The sequence below is a fragment of the Mucilaginibacter sp. A3364 genome, assembly GCF_059690715.1.
Map to the genome: position 1 here is coordinate 118,008 of NZ_JCAWED010000001.1, position 23,607 is coordinate 141,614.

Sequence of the window (23,607 nt, forward strand, 5' to 3'; positions counted from 1 at the left end):
TTTGGACAAGATGCGCAGCCGCCAAATGAGCTTTACTCAATTCTTCGTTTGTCACCATAACTACCTCTAATAATTAAATTGAAGTGAAAGTTTAGATTAAGAAAAAACCTCAGATCTCAATTTTGATTTTTTTCAACGATGAAAATGGTGAAAAATACATCTGTATGAATATACATATTGCACCTTTGATGTTGTCGTTTTTCTTTGCAATCATAAGTTGAATTGATTTAAGACATGCCTCCCGCACAACGCAAAAAACATAATGATAACGGAAGGCACTTAATGTTAAGCAAAAGAGATCAACTTTTAAATCGGAAACAAGCTGCGCGATATATAAATCGATCGCCCAATTCATTGTCGACTTGGGATTCAAGAAAAACTTACGACCTTAAACCCGTCAAGCATCGTGGCAAATCCTACTACCTGAAATCGGTTTTAGACAATTTTCTTGACCAGCAATTATTCAAACAAGCTAGAGCGTAGCACCGCTTAAAAAACACAAACAGTCTATATTACAAGGAGCGCCCAATGAACATTGAGCAGGCGAAGGCAATTCCTATTGCCGAAATTTTGAACAAACTTGAACTCCAACCGGCAAAGGATAGCGAAACCGACGCGGTTTATCACTCCCCTCTAAGGAATGAACATACCCCCAGTTTCCATGTCGATAAAACTGATAACGTATGGTTCGATCATGGTGCTGGCATCGGTGGTAATGCATTTGAATTAGTAGTGCAAATGCTAAAAGCTCGCGGGTTCGGATATCTGCCAACCGACGCATTGCGATGGTTTAGGAACACCAACCTAGATCCAAATCAGTTTAAGCCGCGCGATTCGGTCAAAGATAAAAAGAGCAAGTGGAAAATCATCCGTATCAATGACCTGGAAGACTTGGCATTAATCCGATATTTGAAACAACGGGGTATTAATCCTGAATTAGCAAAACGATATGTTTGCGAAGTATATGTTCGTAAGCGAAACACGCTTACCAAAATGTATGCACTCGGGTTTGAAAACGTAGATGGTGGCTTTGAACTACGAAATAAATTCGCGAAAAGTTGTGTGGCACCGAAGACTATCTCGTTCATCCGAGCAGATAAACCTAAGCCTAATGGCGTCATGATTTTCGAAGGTTTTCTGGATTTCCTCACATATCTAACAATTAAAAATGGCAAGAAAGAGCATGACATTATTGTTCTCAATTCTGTTGCTTGTGTTGATCATGCTATCCGGTACATCAAAAACTACGGCTACAAAGTTGCCTATACATGGCTGGATAATGACCAAACAGGCGCGGCAGCGCGAGAGCGCTTTGAAGAGTTTATCAAAACCGAGCCGGGACTACTTCATCATCCGCTAAACTATCTTTATATCGAACATAAAGATCTGAATGCTTGGCGTATGCACAAGTTAGGACTACCGGCTGTTTCTTAAGACTCATTGGCAACAATTTCTATCAATCAACTATGGGGCTATTAATTGACAACAATCAAAAAGATCAAGCACATCCGTGTCGCCGAGTTATTTGCCGGAGTTGGCGGATTTCGCCTTGGCTTAGAAGGCTACAACGGCAATTCTGCTATAAGCCGATATAAACGAAGATTGCGAAGTAACTACCGGACCGTTTGGAGCAATCAGTTTGAGCCTGCAACAAAGGCACAACATACCTCGAAAATCTATGTTAAGCGCTTCGGCGGTGATGGTCACGTTAACGAAGACATCACTACTGTTGCCGCTAAAGATGTGCCCCATCATCACCTATTAGTTGGAGGGTTTCCATGCCAGGACTTTTCCATTGCCAACCCAAGAAATCGCAGTGCAGGGCTAGAAGGGCGCAAAGGCATATTGTGGTGGCAGATTCACCGTATTCTCGAAGCAAATTTATTGGCCGACAAGCCGACCAAATATTTGCTATTAGAAAACGTCGATCGACTTTTGACCTCACGTAACGGGCAGGATTTTCACTCGATATTATCTTCGCTTAATCGTCTTGGTTACACGGTTGAGTGGCGGGTTATCAATGCTGCTGAATATGGATTTCCACAACGCCGCAGGCGTGTATTTATCCTTGCGTATCATGCGAGATCGAAACTTGCTTCACGAATTGAGTTACAAGAGTGGCTGCTCAAAAAAGGTGTTTTGACAAACGCCTTTCCGATAGCAAGCGAGGAGGTGTCATTTAATTCATTTCACCTCAATGATGCAGTTTTTGACAGCAAGAACCGACTGTTTGAAAATGCGGGCATCGTTAAACAAGGCCAGGTCACGACGGGCAAAGTCGTGCCAAACTTTTGTGGCAAATTGACGGATATAGATTCCGTGTTGCAACAAGAGAAGCTCGTACCTGCAAAGTTTTATATCGGCCGTAGTCGGCTTTCTAAGTGGCGAAAATATAAAGCCGGAAAGAATGAGAAGCGCGTCCGTAAATCGGATGGAGCAATTTATTATTACAAAGAAGGCGCGATGCCGTTTCCTGATGCCTTGGATAAACCATCGCGAACTGTAATCACATCCGAGGGCAGCTCCAGCCCATCGCGCACAACCCATGTCATCAGGACAGCATCCCAACGATACCGACGCTTGACTCCAGTAGAACTGGAACGGCTGAACTCATTTCCTGATGACTTTACGCAAGGCGTTTCAGATGTAAAACGCGGCTTCTTGATGGGAAACGCATTAGTCGTCGGCGTTGTAGAACGTATCGGCACTGAACTCGCAAAACGCATCAGTGAATAATATTACCCCTCTCAACAACAAAAGGATAAAGCATGCAACTTTTTTCAAAAGAGCAACGTGAACAACTCCTAAAAAACGGCAAAACCCCTGACAACGATCATAAGCCGGTGGTTAAACTTTTTTTGACAAATACGGCTTGTGTATGGCTTGTGAGTGAACTTTTTGCAGATCAGCCTGGTATTGCCTTTGGGCTTTGCGATCTCGGTATGGGTTTCCCTGAACTAGGATATTGTTATCTACCGGAAATACTAGATGCTGAAAATACAGCGAAAGGCATCAAGCTCAAATCTGATGAGACGTTTACAGGTAATTATCCAATGTCTGCCTACCAATCAGCAGCTCGCGAATTACAACAAATCATTACTGATGAAAAAATTGTAAGCAGCTTTTATCCAACCTTGTGAAGCTTCATTTCTTGGGTTTATAGCAAGTATTTGAAATGCCTTTTCTCTAATGAGTAGAAGGTTACGGAGCGGTGATTAACCGAAGCCGCTCCGCATCAAACATTATTTTCTCTCTGCCTACGGCATTCACTCGCCCATCCAAAATAACATTTGACACGTCGCTATGCCTTCGGTTGGCCATCCCCAGTAACCATCAACTCCACAGAAAAGGAAATCAAATGACACATGCAACTCAAACAACATACAAAACAACTTCATACATCGATGTGAAACAACTTGTAACCGACACAATTATTGAACAGCTTGAAAATGGGGTAATTCCGTGGCAACAACCTTGGAAAGGTGCAGATTCTCTCCTAAATGGCCTACCTTACAATGCTGTATCAGGAAATAAGTATCGAGGCATCAATGCCCTTTTACTTTGGTCTTCGACACTTAAACATGGTTTCCAAACAAATGAATGGGGTACATTCAATCATTGGAATTCATTAGGTGAATATATTCGCAAAGGCGAAGGCCAGCGCAAAGCGATGATCGTAAAATACGAACCAATCGAAAAAGATGCCGACGATGAAATAGTCAGACACGCATATTTAAAGAGATATTGGGTATATAACCGATGCCAACTTCAAAGTTGGAAAGACACTCCACCTGTGCCATACGTCAAACCCACGCCGTCACAGTTAATTGAGAAATCTGTAGCCATTGATGAGTTTGTTGCAAACACCGGAGCCTTGATTGAATCCCACGATGGCGGCGCATGTTACCGGCCTGTCGATGACAAGATCTTAATGCCTTTTCATGAGAAGTTTATTGATACACCGACCTGCACGGATATTGAAGGGTTTTACTCGACATTGTTACATGAACTTCATCACTGGACAGGTGCTAAGCACCGCTTGGATCGCACTATAGGTCAAAAATTTGGAGAACATGCATATGCGTTTGAAGAACTTGTCGCAGAGTTTGGTGCGGCGTTCGCCTGTGCTGATTTCGGTATTTCTACCTTGGAGAAGGGCGACCATGCAGCCTATATCGCAACTTGGCTTAAAGCCCTCAAAGACAACAAGGGGCTGTTAATCAGTGCTGCAGGTCAGGCCTCCACAGCCTTCAATTATCTGTGCAACTTACAACCGCAACCAGTTTAACCAAAGAGCCGCCTGGGCAATTGTTCAGGCGGTTTTAAATTTAGGTTTTTCCTTTTCTCTTAAAATGAAGGTTTTTTGTCGGAAACCTACCGAGGCCAGTCACTCCACCAACTATTAATTTCCCCGCCTACGGCTCCTCGCGCACAAATTAACAGCCGGTTCGTTCCCTTATACCTCGGTAGAGATGTTTCCTGTAACCATCAATTTAAGAGAAAAGGAAAAACCAATGTCAAACAACTTTCACGAAAAACAGCACGTGCCGGGTCGTAAAACCCGATTTAAAACTGTGGGTTGCTATGATTTATTTGAACGCAAATATGTTCCAATTGAAAATGACGAAGGTAATCCGTTACAGGATGATCGCACTTTTATTAGTAGCTGTGATCCTACCGTCGTCTGGACAGTTATAGAAGCTGATAACAATATATTATACATCGTTCCGGGTTTTCAATTCGTAAATCGGACTGGCTATTATATAATTTGTGAAAAATCGCGTGGACGCGGATACCATCGAGATTATTACTATTATTAAAAAAAACGGCCTTGGTTGCAAAACCGAGGCCGTTTTTTTACTGCATAATTTATCCCTTTAGGTACGCTTGATTTTTTAAATTTTTGTGGTTATAATTGTATGGGCTTTTTGGCAAGCCTGCTCGTTCGTGCAAAGATTTTATCAGCCATTGGATAAATAAATAATACAAACCCCGCGAGGGATGTTATCCAACCAAAGATTACGAACGTTAAACATATCGGATAACACAGCTCGCAATTAAAGGTATTGTGTTATGAAACCAATTGAATTTTTTAAACTCCAAGCAAAAAATCTTTACAAAGATTTTAAAACCCAAACGTCAACGTATGATCCGATGCTTAAAGAGGACGTTTACGGCTACACCCCCAGATTTTTCGACGTAGGCAGCCTATTTTTTGATTATGAGGTTAATGAAAAGGAATTTAGCCTGATGAACGCACAGCACTTGATTGCCAAGCTTGCAGGCTTTGAAAAATGGACAGCATTAGGCAAAGCTACAGAAGTCGAGCTTGAGCTTGGAAAGCTGCTATTTGAAAACCAGCATAAAATCAATGTCGTTGAATGGGAAGATTACAAACGAGGTGTAGAAAGGGATAATAAAGCCGTCTACGAAGCGGGATTTTGGCTAGAGGTTTTTATTAAGGTGTTTGCCGAGGTAGAAGGGCACAAAAGTTTTTTCCCTGATTACCGTTTAAGTCAGAAACAACACCAGGTAGTCACACCAATTAAATCAGGTAAAATAAGAACTCAGGATCAGGACGAACTCATCAACTATCTGCCGCTTAACTTTGAAAATAGCTTGAAATTCATTCAAACGGCAGAGAGTGCTTTTGAAAACGTCATTGAGCGGATGGAACCGTTACATCCTGAGGCAACACGCAAATTATGGAGTGCCGATCATTACATCAATTTGCTGTTCTCCAAAATGATTAGTCTGCCAATTATGCGTAATCATGCATTAGGGCTAGTTGAATCCTTGTTATTTCCGCATGTGCAGAGGTTAGCCTTGAAAGCGGACGAAATGGCAATAAAACCTAATCAATCGTAAGTCTAACTTGATCTAATCAATCTTCAAAAGCCATCTTGCATATCGTAAGGTGGCTTTTCATTTGTTTTGCCTTCCCTGTAAAGCAGGGTAATTGATTACTATCGGAAATTAACCGAAGTCACTCACTCCACCAACTATTATTTTCCCCTGCCTGCGGCATTCCTCGCGAGGCAAAATAACAGCCGGTTCGTTCGCTTAAACTTCGGTTGGTCATTTCCTGTAACCAATCACCCCACAGGAAAGGGAAAACAAATGAAACTTATTACCAAAAAACAATATACAAAGCTTATTAGCAATGGCAGCGATAAAAATCCAAATAAAGATTACCCGCCAGTAATCAGGATTTTTGTTACTAGTACCAATTGTAGTTGGCTCATTAGCGAACTTAATCCAGATTATCCAAACATTGCTTTTGGTCTTTGCGACCTAGGTATAGGTTTTCCAGAATTGGGATACGTTGACGTAGAAGAAATTAAATCGCTTCATTCCCCAGGCAGATTCCGGCTTGTAGAACGTGATTATTTTTTCGAAGGCAAATATCCGCTATCCGTTTATGCAAGAGCAGCTAGACAATATGAGCACATTGTAGACGATGAAACTATAGTATCTCAATTTGTCGAATAAATTAAGTTCAACGGTTGTCGTCAAACGACGGCAACCGTTATATACTGGATTTAATAGTAATCTCATTAACCACTGGATCGTCTAAGACAAGGTCATTGTATCGCGCATCTTCGCAGTACACCGTTTTTCTATAATGAAGCGCGATAGACTTATATAAGGGGTTTAATCGTTCCCCTACCAACTCAACAACTTCTTGGCCGAAGGATAATTGCATATGGGTATTGTTAGGATTAACAGATCCCGAGTCAAGGCGGCTGTAGTCCAAAAAATATTGTTTACCGTCGGGCCAAACTAAAAACAGGCACCGCCCCAATTCTCCGGCCTTGTATTCCACATCGGAGTCATCAACCGCTTCGCTTGATACATCTTCGTCAACAGGCTCTTCCTGTTTCTCAAAATTTGATAAAAAATCACGGTTCATATTCTAAACGTGCCTTTAGGTTCGGTTTTTCGCGTTTCGGTGCGTTAATTTTATCGTGTTGCTTTTCGGGAGTTATCTGCGGATTAAAGATTTGTTTACGTGGATGTCCTACTAACTCCATAGCTGACATACGATCTCCCGCACGTTCGGCATACTCCAATAGTTGTTCCTTATCATCGGTATAAATGGTTGCGCTATAACGGCCACGGGATGCGGCAACATAAAAAAGCTTGGCATCAACGGCGGGGAATGTAGCTCCTGTTAAAGATATCAACGCCCGATCACAGGTTTTCCCTTGCACCGAATGTGATGTCGTACAGTAGGCATGGTCGATATGTCCGTATTCGAAACTGAGTACGTATGTAGACTTACTTTCCCTGTTTTTGCATTTGATCTCACCAGCTTTGCTAATGGAAACTACCTCGAACATTTGCCCATTACTTAGTGTCTTTTCGTTTTTGTCATGTCCATTTTTAGTTACCCGAACTTTGTCACCTTTGGCGAGGTTTAGAGTAATAGGCTCGTATAGTGAAAAAGCCTTGGCCTTATTTAATGGTAGGGCGATTTCCCTGCCTTGCTTATTTGTAATGGCAATGATCTCGTTTTCGACGCTTTTAACCGCCCAAACTGAACCGCGCTTGATACTTGGTGCGTCAAGGTCAAATTGGACAATATTACCGACCTGATAACTTCGAGCATTTGATTTTTGAGCTTCCGTAAGATTAAGGTTCGCAAGCTTTAAAAACGATTTTTCTTTTTTATCCAATAATCCGATTTGCTGTAACTCGTTTCGGATGTCACGTGTAATTGCCTCGCCCTGTTTGTGGGTTGGGGATATTACCAAAACGCTTGCTTTACTTTTTGCGGCTGAAATGTAATCGGCAACTAACTCAGCGTTTGGGTTTAGCGGGTCAATTTGACGGATTGAACCTATTTCGTCGAGTTTTCCGAAAGCTGCATTTACATTTCCGTTTGCCAAATCCTGTACCGCAGCTCGATATGTTTCGTTTTGTTGGCGGCGTATTTTATTCACTTCCGCAGGTTTGATTTTGCCAACATCAATCAAAATTTTCATGGCATCACCCCTTGACACAGAGCTGTGTTGGAGCGGGTCACCTAAAAGGACAAGGCGCGCATTTTTTTGCGTCGTGAGTTGCAGGAGCGTTCTCATATCTTTGGTTCCTAAAAGTCCGGATTCATCCACGACTAGCACTTGATCTTGGATTTTGTCTTGTACATCTTTGCTGATGATAAGGCGGGCGGCTGTTTCGGAATTGTTAAAGCCCTCTTTCATTAATACCTCCCGTACAGATTGCGCCGTCGGCGCAACGTAAACGGCTTCTTTACCTGCGGCCTTGAGGTGTTTGTCCAACTCGGTAAGTAATGTTGTTTTACCGGCACCCGCAGCGCCACGAACGATGGAAACCATATTCGGACTAGTTAATATGTTGCTTACCGCAGTTTTTTGCTGGCCGTCCAAATCAATATCGGGCAATTGGCTGTACAATGGCCTGAATTTGTTTTGGCCGTTTCGGGCGAGCAATACCATTTCTTTTTCTTCGGCTAGTACTGATTTTTTTGTGCAGATTTTTTGAAAGCCTTTTTGAACACGGATAAAGGATTGATCGCTATTATAAGCATTGTCGATATCATCTAAACTTATGGAGTTGTTGCCCACGGTTAAACGATAGGCATGCTCTAGGAGCCGTCTTTCGTCAATGGTAGATAAACGCTCAAAAACATGCTTTGCGGCATAATCTACGGTTTGTTGCGGTACGAGCTTATGACTCATAGTTTTATCTCTGTGGCGGATCACTGCCTCGCCTAAAGTTTCCTTACCAACTGAAATTTCGCGTATTTGTCTACGCCATTCATCTTGAAGCTCGGCCATGGTTAAATCTTTTTGCTTTTTGCCGCGAGTTCGCTGGCCTAATTGATCTAAGGTTTTTTCGTCAGTGATTCCGTGCTCGGCAGCAAATTGGCCGATCTCACTTGTTCGTTTACCAAAATGTTCGAGGACATGGACTGGAACGCCTACAACTTCGAAGGCAGTTTTTGTTTTCCGAACTTTATACCCAAGTGCCATTAGATTATCGGCGAGACGCTTATGAAATCGCTGTTGGTACATTGGCAAGCTGCGCATGATCTCTTGGAAATTTCCAGCCTTGTAGCGGCCCTCGGCTGAGTCCCACGTAACGTTAAATACTGAATTGTGGCAATGCAAATGCGGATCACTAACACCAAATTTTGATGGCCTTGCAGTTTGATGTATAAATTCGGCAATAACCATTTCTCCCGTGTGCTTATTTTCGTCCTTGCCGTTTTTGCGAACACGAGTAAGCATATCACGTTCCATTTCGGCCATGGTATCACGCACCGCGCTTTGGAAACTTTGTAAAATGTGATCATCTTTGCTCAGGCAGTGAAGTACGGATACCGACTTGGGGCAGTGGTAAGAGATATCATAAAATACTGTGCGTTTTTCTTTTGTACGGGGTGTTAGATTACCCCCTAAAATTGGGTGTTGATTTTCGCATAGAGCGAAAAAGGTATCGCGATCGGCAACGACATTTATACCTAGTCTTTGGGCAGCTAAACCATAGAAATGGCCTTGAAGCTCTTGGCTGGAGACGTAATATCGGGTTGGCTGAAGGCTTTCTGTAAAGTATGCCTTAGCATGGGCAGAGTTGACTGTGGCAAACATTCGAATCATTGCGTGATGGTATTACCATTTGGCAAATCAACCGGCGTCTTTCTCGCTTTATCAACGTTGGTTAACGCCAGTTGACTTGTCCAATATGGATAAGTTTTATCCTAAACTTTGTTAGGTTCTAAGTCAGGGAAAGGGGTGTTATTTTCAATCAGACAATCTTCCCTAAGAGTTAGGGGTTTGGTTAAAAGACCTCAACTGCCGGTTCTTCATCCATTAAGCTTTCGGCGACTTTACGACGCATTTCTTTATCTTTCGGACGACGTGATGTGTGCATTTGAAAACCCCTCGTTTGATCCGGACCTAAGCCTTCGACGAAAGTGTTGACCATTTCCTCATTCGCAATTCGTTCGTCGTTTTCATCCAACAATGCTTGATCGCCAAGGTAAAATCGGGCGGCCCAATTTAAACTGTAGATGATGCTACTAACTATTAATACATAGCCGATACTTTGTTTAAATATTGCCATGACTACCCCTGCAATCAGAAATACTGCAGGCTCATAATAAACCGCTATAAGGTGTGGATTTGGCGCTATTCCAAACGGCCTAAATTTATAGAACCAGTCATTTACTTCTCCGCTCGATAGACTGTATTGATCAAAGTCATAAGTGCCGACGTTGCGTTTAACTTCCAATTGGCGTTTAAAAGAAAAAATTAACATAGCTACAATGAATGCGTACCAAGTCAAATTCTCGCCGATAACATCCATCACAGACATGAAGTAAGGCATTTTAATTACTGGGTATGCTGCAAGTAGGCCTGCCAGAAATAAATTTAGCGCTAAAAGAAAGTGCCTCTCACCGAGATTTTTACGGGTAAAAATTTCGAGAATTGCTACTGGCCAAGACCCGATGATAAGGAAAAAGGTCAAAAAAGCTACCTTGAATACATTAGTCCGTTTTTCAACGGTTGCGAAATAGACATTTGTTTTTTTCATGATTTCTAATTTTTAGTTTTTAATACTTATTTATAATTCTGATTGAACATGATTTTCTGATGGTTTTTACCATTGAATAAAGGGTCGCCTTGCACATGGATGTATGCTTCAACGATGCAGTGAGGATGCCCGCCTGTTTTAAGCCTACTAAATGCTTCAGGTCGGAGTTGCCGTTGATCCTTTAAGCTATATGATTTGGCATGCGAAAAATTTTTGGCGTAGGTTATTGATTGACTTGGATCAATTATAGTTTCATCGCCGATTATATCTGAAGCTCTTTTGTTAGTAGTTACACAGTTATTTGAAAAATAGAAAGTTGTATTCAGGGTAGCGAGAAATGAAGCTACCTTATCTTGAGACTTTTGTCCTCCCATAGCGCCGTAATACTGATGTATATTTTGTGCGATGTAGACGAGGGCGATGCGTGAGCTGCGAGCGGTAGCTTGAAAGGCTGCGTCGTGCTCCATAATAAACTCATGACTTTCGTCGCTCCAAAGGCAAACAGGCCTGTCATTTTTGGCTATATCCCGCGTTTCAACACTTAGTTGCCAGATATATTTGAATAGTAATTGCGCTGATCTTGCTGCTTGAAAATATTTTTTTACTGGCAAGTCAATTAGTATGAGTTTACCGGCCAAACTATCTTCAGGAGTAATTGTCGTTTTACCGCTACAGAAAAGTGAATAAATCGGGTCTTGGAGCAGGTGAAAAAGAAAATTGCTTACCGATAGTAGGATAATGCTTTTGGTTCGTTCAGCGAGCGTTTTAAACGTCTCATTGAAGAATTGCTCGACGAACTTAAAATCCCTTGCCCTAGGAAATTTTTTGATAAAGTATTTTTCGCAAAATTCCCGGTCTTCAAAAATCGCCTTATCGCCATCAGTCCACTTTTCTTTCCAATCTTGATAGTCAACGGAAATGGATTGTTTTATGGCTTCAAAAGCCCTGTTGAAGGCACTGTTGGGGTTTTCTTCGGGTTCTACTTCCGTATCTTCGTCAGCGCCTTTAGGAGCCGACTGTACGATGTCATAAAGCAGTTGCACGCTTACCTGGTTGTAAGCTAATTGGCATAGCGATATAGTATTATAAAGGAGTAGGTCTAACGATTTCTCCCAAAACGGATCATCGGCTTTTCCACCTGAATTTTGATCGCCGCTTCTGATAACGGCTTTTAAAATATTCAAGAGGTTCATGGTAAAACCGCCAGCAGCTTGCTTACCCGACAAATAACTTAGAAAGTCAAAACGGTGTTGTGATGATGGGCCAAGTATTACTAAGTCATTCGAACGGCCAGCCAGTTTTGCGTACTCTTCCCAGGTCTCGCGTTCGGATTTGGCCGAAAGGATCACAAAACCGAAGCCAGCACGAAGGTACTTTAAGGCTAAAGTTTTCATCGAAGAGCTTTTGCCCGAGCCGTTGCTGCCCCAGCATTGCACCCCAAGTATTGAGTGTTTTATACACCAATTTTGGGATGAGTTATCCCCTTTGCCAAACTGCAAGAGCTTGGCATTCAAATCAAAAGAAGTCATATTTTTAAGATTTTTTTTAAAGAAGAGTTGATAATGACCCTGCCTCACGTCTGAAGCAGAGTCAATCAAGTTACTTTTTAAGGCGGTCGTCGTGCTCCTTTTGCGACATACCAGCGCCGTAAGTATTATGGCGAGATGTGCTAAAAGTTGTACTGCCACCGTCATGGTCTTTGATCCAATGACCATTAGACTTGTTTATCCATTTGTCCTCATCTTGTGATGACCGAACATACCCCGCAGCTTTGCGAGAACTTTCGTGATTACTCATAACATTATGATTAAATCGTTGTCCTACTCTTTTTCAGCTTTTCGGATACGCTGGCCTGATGTTGTGGTATTCGGCGTGTTACCCAATTGCGCAATATTCTGTTACCTATCTAGGCCTTTGTTTTTAGTTTTCGTTTTGTTTGGTTTCAGCACATCGTTAGCAGGTGTCTTTTTATTTTGCCCTTTAGGGGCAGGAATACTTTTAAAACCATGCTCAGCCTGAAGCGCCTTATTTTGAGCATCTACACCGTTATACAGGCGTTGGATACTGCCTTGTAGATCGACCCGGTCCTTCGGTGATAAGTCCGAATAGTCTTGAAATATCCGTCCTTTGGGATCTTTGCTATGTAGGGCAACCAGATCGGAGTTGTATTGCTCCATACCATGCTTTATTCCGTCAATGTAGCCGCTATATTTATCGTGGCTTTCCACTGCATTCTTAAGGGCAGTTTTGTGACCCTGGCTCAATCTGTATCCGACATTGAATCCTTTATTAAACTCGGGCCCTTTTTTAACATCGCTGGATACCGCTTGCTCTTGCTTCATTTTTTCATGTACGGTAAGAATTGCGTGTTCTTTACTGGCAACCTCTAAACCCCGCCTGTAATCTTTGTTCAACTTCTTAGTGTCCAATAGATGGCCAATTTGCTTTGGGTCATGCTGGCTTAACGTCCTGCCATTAAAAAAGCCATTGCGAAATTCTCTTGTATTATCCTTGCGCGGCACGTTGGCATTGAAATGGTGATGATCTCGTCCAACCTGCATCATCTTCACAAATTCGTTTTTTGAGTTGCTCTTAATTATCTTCTGCATCAACGCGGGTTCGTAAGAGCTAAGCATGTAACCAATGTTGTAGGCCCGTGCCATCCGTTTTTCTTCTTCTGTTAGTGCCATGATTATTTACGTGCTTTACTTTCTAAATATTCGTCTACTGATTCACGATCATATAAGATGATTTTAGGGCTGATGTAAGAAACTCTAAGAGCACCAGTATCCCGGATCTTTTGTAATGTTGTCGAACTTGATATTCCCAAGAGGGACATCACAATTTCTCCGCTTATCCACTTGTCACCTTTGTCTTTTCCTTTAAGACGTTCGTAAAGTGTTTCTACAAGGACTAAGAAGTCCGGTTCTTTCAGGCAAATAAATTTCGCCTCTAGCGTATTATTCTCCATTCTCTATTGGGTTGATGTCTATATTTTCTTGTTTATCTGATAGGTCTGGTTTTGGCGGTGTAACTGATCCGGAAATGCAATCAAGTCCGCTTAGCACGTTCCAAACGTCATACGACGATATGTTTGAGGCTGGTTCTATTACGGCTAGCTCCCAGTGTTCCGTGGACTTATGGTTATTTCCCATCACTATACTGTTGACCTAATAACTCTTGACAATTCCTGATAATGTGTTATGTATATACAATCTTATTGGCACTAATCTAAGTTGGAGCGAAGCAATGGAATTTCCTGAAGGCTATATTGAATTCAGAAGAAATATATCGGTTGGAGAACAGGGTAAACTTATCTCTTCCGAAGATTTTGAGAATTACGTCGCTCAACATGGAATAGAACGAGCGCTTGGTTACTTGGAAGCAATGAAAGATTTCAATGCCTATGCTGAGGTTATACTTGGCGGCGGTTATTGCAAAAATGGGCTTGCGGAAACCGGCCATAGAGTGAAAAAATATTTGGGTGAACTCGTAAATCATAATGAAGTCTTTTTAAAAGAAATGGCTTTAAAAAAAGGGTTTGATATACAACCTTAATCACATGAGCTCATTTCGTAACATTTGACTCAACAAAATTCGACTCAGTAAATTGTCACAAAAAGTGGTTTTGCATTTTGGGAGAAATTGTTGATCTTGATTGAAATTATATTGTATGTGGGTCCACAAATTTGTATTTACGAAGCTCTATATGGTGTTTGCGGAGTATTGGGTAACAAATGATTTAGTTAAGGATGATGGTCTTATCAACAAAGGCACATCATACAAAGCAAAATCTAAGAATATTTGGGATGCTACGGAAAAGTTATCTGACGGAACTAGGCCTTACATCATACATCGTATACTAGGTAATTACAAAACTTCATACTGGATATTTTATAGATTACTAACAAATTATGATTCGCCTTCCGGTACAGTAAAAAGATGTAATGGGGATTATCAGGACATAGAACCCAACTATATTATAGCATCAATTCGACATCTCAAAAAATACAAAATCCCCAGCCGCTATACTTCACAGATAAAAGACAAGCTATCACCTACGAATGACGCAGATAGTATTTCGGAGATAAAAGCAGAAATTCTATTGCAAGTCTTCATAACTCAGGTTGCTCCAGAGCTTTTGGAATATTTATTACCAAAGGTTGTATCGTTGAACAAGCTTATTTTCGATGACTATGACGACTTCATGTGGAAGTATAAGTATAAAGCGATAGGTCATCGAACAATTTATCAAAGAAATAATAGTCCAATCAGAGCAGATGATATATATTTTGCGATGTACGACTATTTCGATTTAATAACAAAATCTGAATTTGGAAGAGCCTTCGCCTATTGGGATCCAGAGAAAGCGACAGCATTATGGGTAAGTGGATATAAAGAGTTTGCCAACACATACAGGACGAACATTGCTATTCGGCCAACCCTAATTAAGAACCTTCAAATCAAAAGACGGTTTGGGGTTCCAATAGTAGAAAATAAACTAGATTCAAAAAACTTAAGTTTTGTAACTGCTAAAATTGAACTAAAAATAGTTGAATTTGTAGTTATACCCTCCATCCCTAAACGATATCAATTTGCAGGATGGCCTCCTGACCGAAATGCATTTGTAAAATTAGGGATTGAACAAAAGGACATAGTGCCTCACAAGTATTTGAAGCGTTACTTCGATGAACTCTTTAATTTGCCAAGACTTTTTGAATCAACAAGTCTGTTACGAGAAAAATATAAAAAGGAATGGAGTACAACTGGAACTAAGACTAAAGAAAGCCATATCTCAATAAGTTTTAGGTTCGATCATTTTCATAAGAACTGGCTTATTACAGGGATAGAAAGTCTTAAAACTAACATTGAGTTTCTGCCATCTAGTCGCTCATTTATACTTGAACCTATAGGTAAGTTGGATGGGCTAATTCGTACAAGACTTATTTATTGACTTGTCTATAACTGGTATTTGGTATTGTTGATACTATTAGGCAATCATCACTCAATCGCATTGATTGCCAAACCCTTTAACGACATTTCGTAGCATGATACAAGGTTGAGGCTTGTTGTACCTATGTTGTACCCACACAAAAAAGCCTATTACGATTTCTCGTAACAGGCTGATTTTAAAGTAGCGGGGAGCAGGATCGAACTGCCGACCTTAGGGTTATGAATCCTACGCTCTAACCATCTGAGCTACCCCGCCGGAGGTCCCTTTAAAAAAGGTTTGCAAATATAGGATAAATTCGTTTCCTTTAAAAAAAATGTTAACATTGTGTAGTTAGCATCCCTTTATAAACCCTAATATGTCTGATAATAAGAAGAAATTTACCCTGGAGTATGAGATCAAATCATCTCCCAGAATATTATATACCTTTTTAAATGAGCCTAATGGCCTTTCGCAATGGTTTGCTGATGATGTAACCATCCGCGATCAAACTTATACCTTCACCTGGGATGACGAGCCGCAAAAAGCCAAACTGGTTAACGTAAAAGAGAATAAACTGGTACGTTTTAAGTGGCTTGATGACGAACCACAGTGTTATTTTGAGATGGAGATCGTGCAGGACGAGCTTACCAATGATGTTGCCCTTAGCGTAACCGACTTTGCCACCGAGGATGCCATTGCCGAGCGCAAGCTTATTTGGGACAACCAAATACAATACCTCATTAGCGTATTAGGTGCATAAGGGGAAAAAATTTTCCCTAATTTTGCATTTGTGAAAAAGATACACCTGCTGTTACTAAAATCATTTATAAGGCCCTTTGTAAGTACCTTTTTGATAGTAATGTTTGTGTTGTTGATGCTTTTCCTGTGGAAATACATTGACGACCTGATAGGCAAAGGTTTTGAGTGGTATGTTATTGCCGAGCTGATGTTGTACGCATCAGCCACCAATGTTGCTATGGCGCTGCCGCTATCGGTGCTCCTGTCATCCATCATGACCTACGGCAGCCTGGGCGAAAACTATGAGCTGGTAGCCATCAAATCTGCCGGTATATCGCTAACACGGGCCATGTACCCCATGTTTGTGTTGGTGAGTATTTTGAGCGTTAGCGCTTTCTTCTTTTCGGAGTACATGCTGCCGAAAGCCAATCTTAAATATTTCTCGTTACTGTACGATGCCCGCGAGCAGAAATCGGCTAATTTTTTGCCGGAGAATGTGTTTAGCAACAGTTTCCCCAATTATACCATCCGCGTTAAGCGTAAAGATGCCGACGGCCAAACCCTGCACGACTTAATAATTTATCACAAAGACCCCATGGGTAGTGATAATTATATGATGCTTGCCAAAGAGGGTAAAATGTACAAAACCAACGATAACAAATACCTGGTAATGGAGCTGAAGGATGGCATTAGATATTCGGAAGCTGCATCAAAAGGCAATTATAATGAGCGCCAAACGCTAACCCGCTTCAGGTTTAGCGAAACAAAAACCAAGTTCGACCTATCCAGCATGGGTTTTACCCGTAGGGATGAGGCCCAGTTTAAAGGCGCTTTCCAGATGATGAACCTGCGTCAGCTGGGTGATACTATGAAATTGATGGATAGGAATCTGGATAGCAGCCGGATTACCAACTACCGTTTAATATCGCCCTATATAAAATATTTAACTATGCCGTCCGCGTCGCGGGTTAAGCAGTATGATAAATATACAAAGCCCTACATGAAAACCGCCAGCCGTACCGAATTAACAGCTTCATTAGCGGCAGCCAGCGGCGAGGTACGTTCTATACAGGACCTGATCAAAAACCGCAACATAGGGTACCAGGAAAACTCGTTCAGCGTACATAGCGCCGAGGTGGAGTATCAGAAAAAATTTACGTTATCGGCAGCTTGTTTGGCGTTATTTTTAATTGGTGCGCCGCTTGGGGCCATTATCCGTAAAGGGGGGCTGGGCTTGCCGGTTGTGGTGGCGGTGGTGTTTTTCCTCATCTACTATATCATATCAACCATTGGCGAAAAAGCGGTAAAAGCCGGCGACGCATCAGCATTTGTAGGTATGTGGATAGCTATTGTGGTACTTACGCCTTTCGGCTTATTCCTATCGTATAAAGCGGCTAATGATTCGGTAATATTTGATGCCGATGCTTATAAGCGCGCCATAGGCAAGTTTTTTGAACCCATCAAAGCGAAGTTTTTCAAGAAGAAATCGGTTAATTAGAGATTGAAGATTAGTATTTCCTTCTGCAGGCAACTGATCATTGATCGCCAACGTCATTAACACAGCACACATCTTTACACAACCCCGACTGAATTTTCGGCCACTAACATTTACATTTGTTTATTAATTAGGCTACCATAATATGTTAAATACCATTCCAGAAGCTATTGAGGCTATTAAAGCGGGTAAAACCATTATTGTTGTTGATGACGAGAGCCGTGAGAACGAAGGTGACTTTTTAACCGCCGCCCGCAATGCAACACCCGAGGCTATAAACTTTATGGTGAAGCATGGCCGGGGCCTGGTATGTGCGCCAATTACCCAGCAACGTGCTACCGAGCTGGAGCTGGAACCCATGGTGAGCCACAACACTACATCCTACGAAACAAACTTTACAGTATCGGTTGATCTGTTGGAGGGATGTACCACCGGTATATCGGCTACCGATAGGTCAAAAACTGTAATGGCCTTAATTGACCCAAATATCGCCCCTGAGGCATTGGGTCGCCCCGGGCATATATTTCCTCTAATAGCCAAAAACGGTGGCGTATTGCGCCGCGCAGGGCATACAGAGGCAGCTGTCGATATGGCCGTACTGGCAGGTTTTGAACCGGCCGGTGTTATTTGCGAAATTATGACCGAGGACGGCGAAATGGCCCGCCTGCCCGAACTTTTAGTGCTGGCTAAGGAATTTGATATGAAGATCATCTCTATCAAAGACCTGATAGCATACCGCCTGGATACCGAAACGCTGATCAGGAAAGAGGTATCGGTTAAATTACCTACCGAGTGGGGCGACTTTGACATGATAGCTTACACCCAGATCAATACCGGCGAAAACCACATTGCCCTGATAAAAGGCGCCTGGGAAGTTGATGAACCAATATTGGTGCGCGTGCATAGTTCATGTGTTACCGGCGATATCTTCGGCTCGTGCCGTTGCGACTGCGGGCCGCAGCTACATGCAGCCATGCAAATGATAGAGAAAGAAGGCAAAGGCGTTATTGTATACATGAACCAGGAAGGCCGCGGCATTGGCCTGGTAAATAAACTAAAAGCCTATAATTTGCAGGAAGCCGGCTTTGACACTGTTGAAGCCAATATTAAACTGGGCTTCGGTATGGATGAGCGCGATTACGGCATTGGCGCGCAGATACTGCGTAGCCTGGGCATATCAAAAATGCGCTTAATGACCAACAATCCTAAAAAACGTGCAGGCCTTATTGGCTACGGTTTAGAAGTGGTTGAAAATATGCCTATAGAAATTGCGCCTAACCCGCACAACGAAGCATACCTTAAAACCAAGCGCGACAAAATGGATCATGCCATTTTGCGGAATCACTAATCTTCGTCGTCAGTATTTTTAGGGCCTGCGCCGGTGGTGTCAGGCTTGGTGCGCGGTACTTCGCCGGGTGTGTTGGTTGGCACGGTTGGGTCAACAGGGCGTTGTTGCCTGGTTCGGCGCCTGAATATATTCTGCAAAAATTCCTTCACATTATCAAAATCGCGCTGGTAAACCAGGCCCAGGCCGTTAACATATTGCGCTGTTAACTGGTCTACAGTGTTTAGGGTAGTAGTGTTTAGTACACGGTAAGAATATCGGCCGGTTAAACTTCCGTCCCTAAACTGGCGGATGCGGTATAATGCCTCAAAGTCCTTCGTTAGCTTGCTGAAATCAGAGTTTAATAAACTGGTGTTATTGTTGAAAATGCCGTTGCCGGTAGCGGCGTTATTAAACAAGCTTCCGTTAAATACCAGCCTGTCATTAAAGAATTTTACCGAAGCGCTGGCTTCGTTAAACGAGCGGATAGTTAAGTCAAAACCTTTGATGTTTGATTGCGATATAAAGCTGTTCAATTGGTTAAATGCAAACTCGCTCACCGCGCTGCTGGCGGTATTTACCACCTGGTTACCTATATTATTGTTATTGCCCGGCGCAAACGCGCGCCTAACAATAATGCTCAGGGCTTGCTGGTTACGGTTATTGTTATCCGCCAGGTAAGTGCCCACATCGTCTTTAATTGACGGCTCGGTTGGGAAGTTAAAGTCAAACTCAATAACCGGCTGTATCAGCGATTTGGTGATGATCAATTCGGCCTGTACCAATACCTGCTGGCTACCACGTGGTGATTGCAGGCCCGCTGCAGTATACAAAGGCGCGATATCTGTACGAACCTCGTAAACGGCTTTCAGGTTTATATCGGCATTGCTTGGGCTGCCCGTCCATAGGATGGTACCGCCCTGGTTTACCGTAAAGTTTTTACTAATAAAGTTTTTGGCCGTAAACTCAAACTTACCGGTAGTGATCTGGAAGTCGCCAAACATGTCAAAATCGCCCAGGCTGTTTATTTTAAGCTGTAAGTTACGTGCAATACCCGAGCCTTGCAGCACGCCGTAGTCGGTAGTTATGCGCACTATGCTTTTTTCATCGACATTAAGCACCATGTTTAAGGTAACGCCGTTAAAAGCCTTGGCAATGGTTGCGGCATTGCCCGTGGTGTCTTTATGGCTAACATGTTTAATAAAATCGTACTCGCTAACAGTTGATGAAGTATTTAATGGCAGATTGAAAACCGTACCCGCTTCGGTGCTGGCATTAATATCAATACTCATGTTATCAACCGGGCCGTTAAACTTGAAAGTACCGGTGGCATAGGCTGTACCAAAGTATACGTGGTTATCCTTAAAGGCGGTATTGAGCGCCATCAGGTTTGCGGCCTCCAGGCTTACATTAATAGTTGGGTTTGATAAATTATTAAGGTCTACAGAACCGTTAATAGTGCCTTTGCCGCCATGGGTATCCTTTAACTGCACGTTTTTCAACGTAATTACGCTGTTTTTTACCGTAACCTTATCTTCAAGAATATAGGCTGTTTTTAAATAGTTAACTGTTAGACCGGTGTTGTTAAACCGGATATCGCCATTTAGCTCAGGCTTTTCGGGCGTACCGGTAAGCTTGATATCAGTGGATATGGTTCCTTTAATATCAGATACCAGGCTTTTGATAAATGGTTCCAGGATGATCACCTGCGTTTGATCCATTTTAATGTCGAAGTCCAGCTTATCGGGTTCATCTTTCACAATAAAATAGGTGCCGTCAACTTTCAGGGTTTCCAGTCCTTTGTTTTGGATATTGATGTTCACCTTGGCTTGCTGGGCTTCATTATCCAGGTTTGATACAATGCTTACGTCACCTACCAACGTGTTGTTCATGCGCATAGTATCAATTTTCAAATGCGCGTCAATCCCCGGCGCTTTAAGTAGCGATGCCAGTTTCACTTCCCCGTTCAATAAGCCACCCATGCTAATATCCGATGCTTTGGTAAGCTGGTTAATGGTGCTCATGTTAAATTTCTCAAACACTACTTTCAGTTCTTCTTCCGGGTTTGATGATATAAAGCCATCTATCTTCACTTTCTGAGCGCCGTTTGATAGCTGGAAACCTTCTACCTTGGTTTTTCCATCCAACAGGCGTATCTGCACTTCTTCCTGTATACGCCATTTCTGGTTTTCCAGTATCACGTCAGACGGCAGCAGTTCCAGTTTGGCCGTAGTATCGCGCCCGAAAGCTACCAGGCCGTACAAGTCTAACTGGTTGGTAGCATCCTTATCCGCCAGTTTAATGTTAAATTTTAAGCTGTCGCGATTTAGGAAATTACTGATATCAACGTTTTTGATGTAGAGGTTCTTGGTCAGATCAACGCGGGTTAATGATACGTTGAGCATCAGGTTCTCGGCGCTGGTGTTTTCGTCAAGGATGAGGTCATGAAAAACAATATCCCCATATTTAATCGTTTTTACATAACCGCTTAATGATGCCTGTTGGGTATTGGAGTTAAACGTGCCGGTAAAGGTTCCCTGCTCGGGCACTTTCAGATCGGGCAGGAATATGGCCGTAAGCGGATCAAGATTTTTAATAGCCAGGTTAAACTGGAAATTTTGCGGTTTGGGCTGCACAATGTCCAACTTTAGCGATGGTACGTATTTTTTTACGATAGTTTTGAAATACGACGGTAAGGTAGCCAAATCAAAACTACCGCGTATACTGCCATCCAAAGCATCGCTGCGGAAAGCTATCGACCTGTCGTTACCCTGCCCGCTGGCCTTTAAATAAGCCGAATCTAACAGATAATTATTCCGCGGGTCAATTATCCGCATAGGCGATAGCAAAACTTCCCCCTCAATATTCTTCAGATCATTACCCGAAACTCTTGCCCGCATATTGGTGCTTAGGGTGATGGTATCCTTTAGCAGTTTTAGCTTGTTTAGGTTGGCATCGGCAATGTTGGCGGTGAAATCATATATCGGAAGCTTGGGCGCAAGGTCAATAACACCTTTGGCATCCAGCTTAATATTCCTATCGTTAATGGTTAGTACGCCATCAATTTTTTGGCGGGCAAATGTGCCGTTAAGCGCTACGTTGTTGTAGGTATAGCCTTTAAAGGTGATGTATTGTATTTTGGCTTTTACCTTGGTGTTTAAAGTTTTTACATCGTCGCCACTACCGCTAACTGCTGCCGTAAATGTGGTGCGGCCCAAAGTGTTTTCGCCTAACAGCGTGCCCAGATCAAAGTTCGTGGCATCCACCTTTCCGCTATAGCTTGGTACGCCTTTTTTATTGATCTTAAGGTTAATGTCGGTATCAAACCTGCCCAGGCCGGTTTTAAATGTGCCAAAGGCTACAAAATCATTTTGTAAGCCGGTAAACCTACCGGTAAAGTTTACGTTGCCAAATTTTTCTACGATGGCCGGTGCCACTGCTTTCGGGTTGCCTGTAAAGCTTTTCATCAGGCGGTCAATGTCTTTTTTATTGGTGGCTACCTGCTCAAAGTCAAGCTCCATAAAGGTATCTTCCCAAACGGGTAGGCCTTTGATATCAAAATTGCCACGAATAAAAGTAGCCTGGCCTGCGGTAACCGTCAGATTTTTTGCTTTAAGGTTGTTTACACGGCCTTGCACGCGGCCGTCTAAGCCCAGTTCAAAGCTTATCTTGTCCAGTCCGCTGGTAAAGTAGGCAATGTCTTTTGAGGAGATATGTGCCGATTTAAGGTCGGCATCTACACGCACCTTCGTTTCAAAATCCTTCATATCATCAAAGTTTTTGAAACGCATGCGCAAATGATCGCGGATGATGGAATTAGGCGTTTTCAGGAACATCTTTTCCACCAATATCTGGTTGGTATCCACGGTAGCATTGGCGGTAAGGTTCTCTATTTTGAAACCGCTTTTTTCCTGCAGGGTAAGGTTTTTTACATCGCCGCGGAAAAGGTGGTTTTTGATGTCCATATTGGTAACCTCTGTGCTGAACTTACTCACGTCAAGGTCGTCAAAGTTCATACCCTTCACAAAATCCTGACGCATGGTGTTTTTATACCGGAAGCGGAAGTTGTTGATCTTTACTTTGGCAAACAGCATGGTCCATGGTTTGCCTGTGGTGGTATCTTTAGATGCGAAACTATCTACAATAAACTTAAAATTGGTTTTGTTGCCCGGCAGGTTTTTAAGGTAAAACGAGCCATTATCCAGTTGTATCAGCTTAAAGTCAATTAAACGTTTTTGTATGCTGCTAAAAAGCGAGAAGCCATTCAGTTCAACAGTAAGTTTTGGGGTGTGTACCAGGGTATCCTGCTGCTTATCCAAAACATACAGATCCTCTAAAACAACCGATGTAAATGGCTTGATATACAGGCTCTTGATGTCAACCTTCGTGCCCAGTTTTTCTGATAAATAGGATGTAGCTTTTTTGGCGGCCCAGGTTTGCACGGGCTTGTATTGAAAAATTAAAACCAATATGCTCAGCATTAACAACAGTATCAATACTATGCTGAGGGCTATTTTGAGTACTTTTTTAATAACTTTGCCTTTTGATAATGTG

Annotated in this window: 19 protein-coding genes and 1 tRNA gene; 11 read left to right on the forward strand and 9 right to left on the reverse strand. The window is 42.4% G+C overall.

Features of this window, described 5'->3' with window-relative positions; translation table 11 throughout:
• Positions 1 to 528: 528 nt before the first annotated feature.
• From AC59JT_RS00425 to AC59JT_RS00450, 6 genes are all read left to right on the forward strand, one after another.
• The gene (locus AC59JT_RS00425) at positions 529 to 1,434 is read left to right on the forward strand and encodes a toprim domain-containing protein (RefSeq protein ID WP_497394993.1); all 906 of its coding nucleotides are present in this window, start codon (positions 529 to 531) and stop codon (positions 1,432 to 1,434) included.
• Positions 1,435 to 1,479: 45 nt separating this feature from the next.
• Positions 1,480 to 2,736, forward strand: coding sequence for a DNA (cytosine-5-)-methyltransferase (gene dcm, locus AC59JT_RS00430; RefSeq protein WP_497394995.1), 1,257 nt, complete (start codon positions 1,480 to 1,482; stop codon positions 2,734 to 2,736).
• A 32-nt stretch (positions 2,737 to 2,768) separates the two neighbouring features.
• A complete protein-coding gene (locus AC59JT_RS00435) occupies positions 2,769 to 3,140 on the forward strand; it encodes a DUF2958 domain-containing protein (protein ID WP_497394997.1) in 372 nt (123 codons plus the stop codon).
• 266 nt (positions 3,141 to 3,406) lie between these two features.
• Positions 3,407 to 4,288 (forward strand): ArdC family protein, encoded by an 882-nt coding sequence (locus AC59JT_RS00440; protein WP_497394999.1) that lies wholly within the window; start codon positions 3,407 to 3,409, stop codon positions 4,286 to 4,288.
• A 785-nt stretch (positions 4,289 to 5,073) separates the two neighbouring features.
• Positions 5,074 to 5,868 carry a hypothetical protein gene (locus tag AC59JT_RS00445; RefSeq protein ID WP_497395001.1) on the forward strand — a complete coding sequence of 265 codons (795 nt, stop codon included), beginning with the start codon at positions 5,074 to 5,076 and terminating at the stop codon, positions 5,866 to 5,868.
• A gap of 252 nt (positions 5,869 to 6,120) precedes the next feature.
• Positions 6,121 to 6,492: a DUF2958 domain-containing protein gene (locus AC59JT_RS00450; protein WP_497395003.1), complete on the forward strand. Its 372-nt coding sequence runs from the start codon at positions 6,121 to 6,123 to the stop codon at positions 6,490 to 6,492.
• 37 nt (positions 6,493 to 6,529) lie between these two features.
• Here AC59JT_RS00450 and AC59JT_RS00455 read toward each other — a convergent pair whose 3' ends face one another.
• The 7 genes from AC59JT_RS00455 to AC59JT_RS00485 form a co-directional block, all read right to left on the reverse strand.
• On the reverse strand, positions 6,530 to 6,913 hold the full coding sequence (locus AC59JT_RS00455) for a hypothetical protein (RefSeq protein WP_497395005.1): 384 nt from the start codon (positions 6,911 to 6,913) through the stop codon (positions 6,530 to 6,532).
• On the reverse strand, positions 6,903 to 9,617 hold the full coding sequence (mobF, locus tag AC59JT_RS00460; RefSeq protein WP_497395007.1) for a MobF family relaxase: 2,715 nt from the start codon (positions 9,615 to 9,617) through the stop codon (positions 6,903 to 6,905). Before mobF ends, AC59JT_RS00455 begins: the two co-directional genes overlap by 11 nt.
• A gap of 190 nt (positions 9,618 to 9,807) precedes the next feature.
• On the reverse strand, positions 9,808 to 10,563 hold the full coding sequence (locus tag AC59JT_RS00465; protein ID WP_497395009.1) for a hypothetical protein: 756 nt from the start codon (positions 10,561 to 10,563) through the stop codon (positions 9,808 to 9,810).
• A gap of 26 nt (positions 10,564 to 10,589) precedes the next feature.
• Positions 10,590 to 12,092 (reverse strand): type IV secretory system conjugative DNA transfer family protein, encoded by a 1,503-nt coding sequence (locus AC59JT_RS00470; protein WP_497395011.1) that lies wholly within the window; start codon positions 12,090 to 12,092, stop codon positions 10,590 to 10,592.
• 70 nt (positions 12,093 to 12,162) lie between these two features.
• On the reverse strand, positions 12,163 to 12,360 hold the full coding sequence (locus tag AC59JT_RS00475) for a hypothetical protein (RefSeq protein WP_497395013.1): 198 nt from the start codon (positions 12,358 to 12,360) through the stop codon (positions 12,163 to 12,165).
• A gap of 101 nt (positions 12,361 to 12,461) precedes the next feature.
• On the reverse strand, positions 12,462 to 13,253 hold the full coding sequence (locus tag AC59JT_RS00480; protein WP_497395015.1) for a hypothetical protein: 792 nt from the start codon (positions 13,251 to 13,253) through the stop codon (positions 12,462 to 12,464).
• 2 nt (positions 13,254 to 13,255) lie between these two features.
• On the reverse strand, positions 13,256 to 13,534 hold the full coding sequence (locus AC59JT_RS00485; protein ID WP_497395017.1) for a helix-turn-helix domain-containing protein: 279 nt from the start codon (positions 13,532 to 13,534) through the stop codon (positions 13,256 to 13,258).
• A 278-nt stretch (positions 13,535 to 13,812) separates the two neighbouring features.
• On the opposite strand from AC59JT_RS00485, the gene AC59JT_RS00490 reads away from it, so the two are divergent.
• Together AC59JT_RS00490 and AC59JT_RS00495 are read left to right on the forward strand one after the other, a co-directional pair.
• Positions 13,813 to 14,121, forward strand: a complete 309-nt coding sequence (locus tag AC59JT_RS00490; RefSeq protein WP_497395019.1) for a hypothetical protein — start codon at positions 13,813 to 13,815, stop codon at positions 14,119 to 14,121.
• A gap of 151 nt (positions 14,122 to 14,272) precedes the next feature.
• On the forward strand, positions 14,273 to 15,517 hold the full coding sequence (locus tag AC59JT_RS00495) for a hypothetical protein (RefSeq protein ID WP_497395021.1): 1,245 nt from the start codon (positions 14,273 to 14,275) through the stop codon (positions 15,515 to 15,517).
• A gap of 181 nt (positions 15,518 to 15,698) precedes the next feature.
• On the opposite strand, the gene AC59JT_RS00500 is transcribed toward AC59JT_RS00495, so the two are convergent.
• Positions 15,699 to 15,772, reverse strand: a tRNA-Met gene (locus AC59JT_RS00500).
• A 100-nt stretch (positions 15,773 to 15,872) separates the two neighbouring features.
• Here AC59JT_RS00500 and AC59JT_RS00505 point away from each other — a divergent pair.
• The 3 genes from AC59JT_RS00505 to AC59JT_RS00515 all read left to right on the forward strand — a co-directional run bounded on the left by AC59JT_RS00505 (position 15,873) and on the right by AC59JT_RS00515 (position 19,077).
• A complete protein-coding gene (locus tag AC59JT_RS00505) occupies positions 15,873 to 16,256 on the forward strand; it encodes an START-like domain-containing protein (protein ID WP_497395023.1) in 384 nt (127 codons plus the stop codon).
• A gap of 30 nt (positions 16,257 to 16,286) precedes the next feature.
• Positions 16,287 to 17,732, forward strand: a complete 1,446-nt coding sequence (locus AC59JT_RS00510; RefSeq protein ID WP_497395025.1) for an LptF/LptG family permease — start codon at positions 16,287 to 16,289, stop codon at positions 17,730 to 17,732.
• Between the two features lie 142 nt (positions 17,733 to 17,874).
• Positions 17,875 to 19,077 (forward strand): bifunctional 3,4-dihydroxy-2-butanone-4-phosphate synthase/GTP cyclohydrolase II, encoded by a 1,203-nt coding sequence (locus AC59JT_RS00515; RefSeq protein ID WP_497395027.1) that lies wholly within the window; start codon positions 17,875 to 17,877, stop codon positions 19,075 to 19,077.
• Here AC59JT_RS00515 and AC59JT_RS00520 read toward each other — a convergent pair.
• Positions 19,074 to 23,534 carry a translocation/assembly module TamB domain-containing protein gene (locus AC59JT_RS00520; protein ID WP_497395029.1) on the reverse strand — a complete coding sequence of 1,487 codons (4,461 nt, stop codon included), beginning with the start codon at positions 23,532 to 23,534 and terminating at the stop codon, positions 19,074 to 19,076. The genes AC59JT_RS00515 and AC59JT_RS00520 overlap by 4 nt on opposite strands.
• Between the last annotated feature and the right edge of the window lie 73 nt (positions 23,535 to 23,607).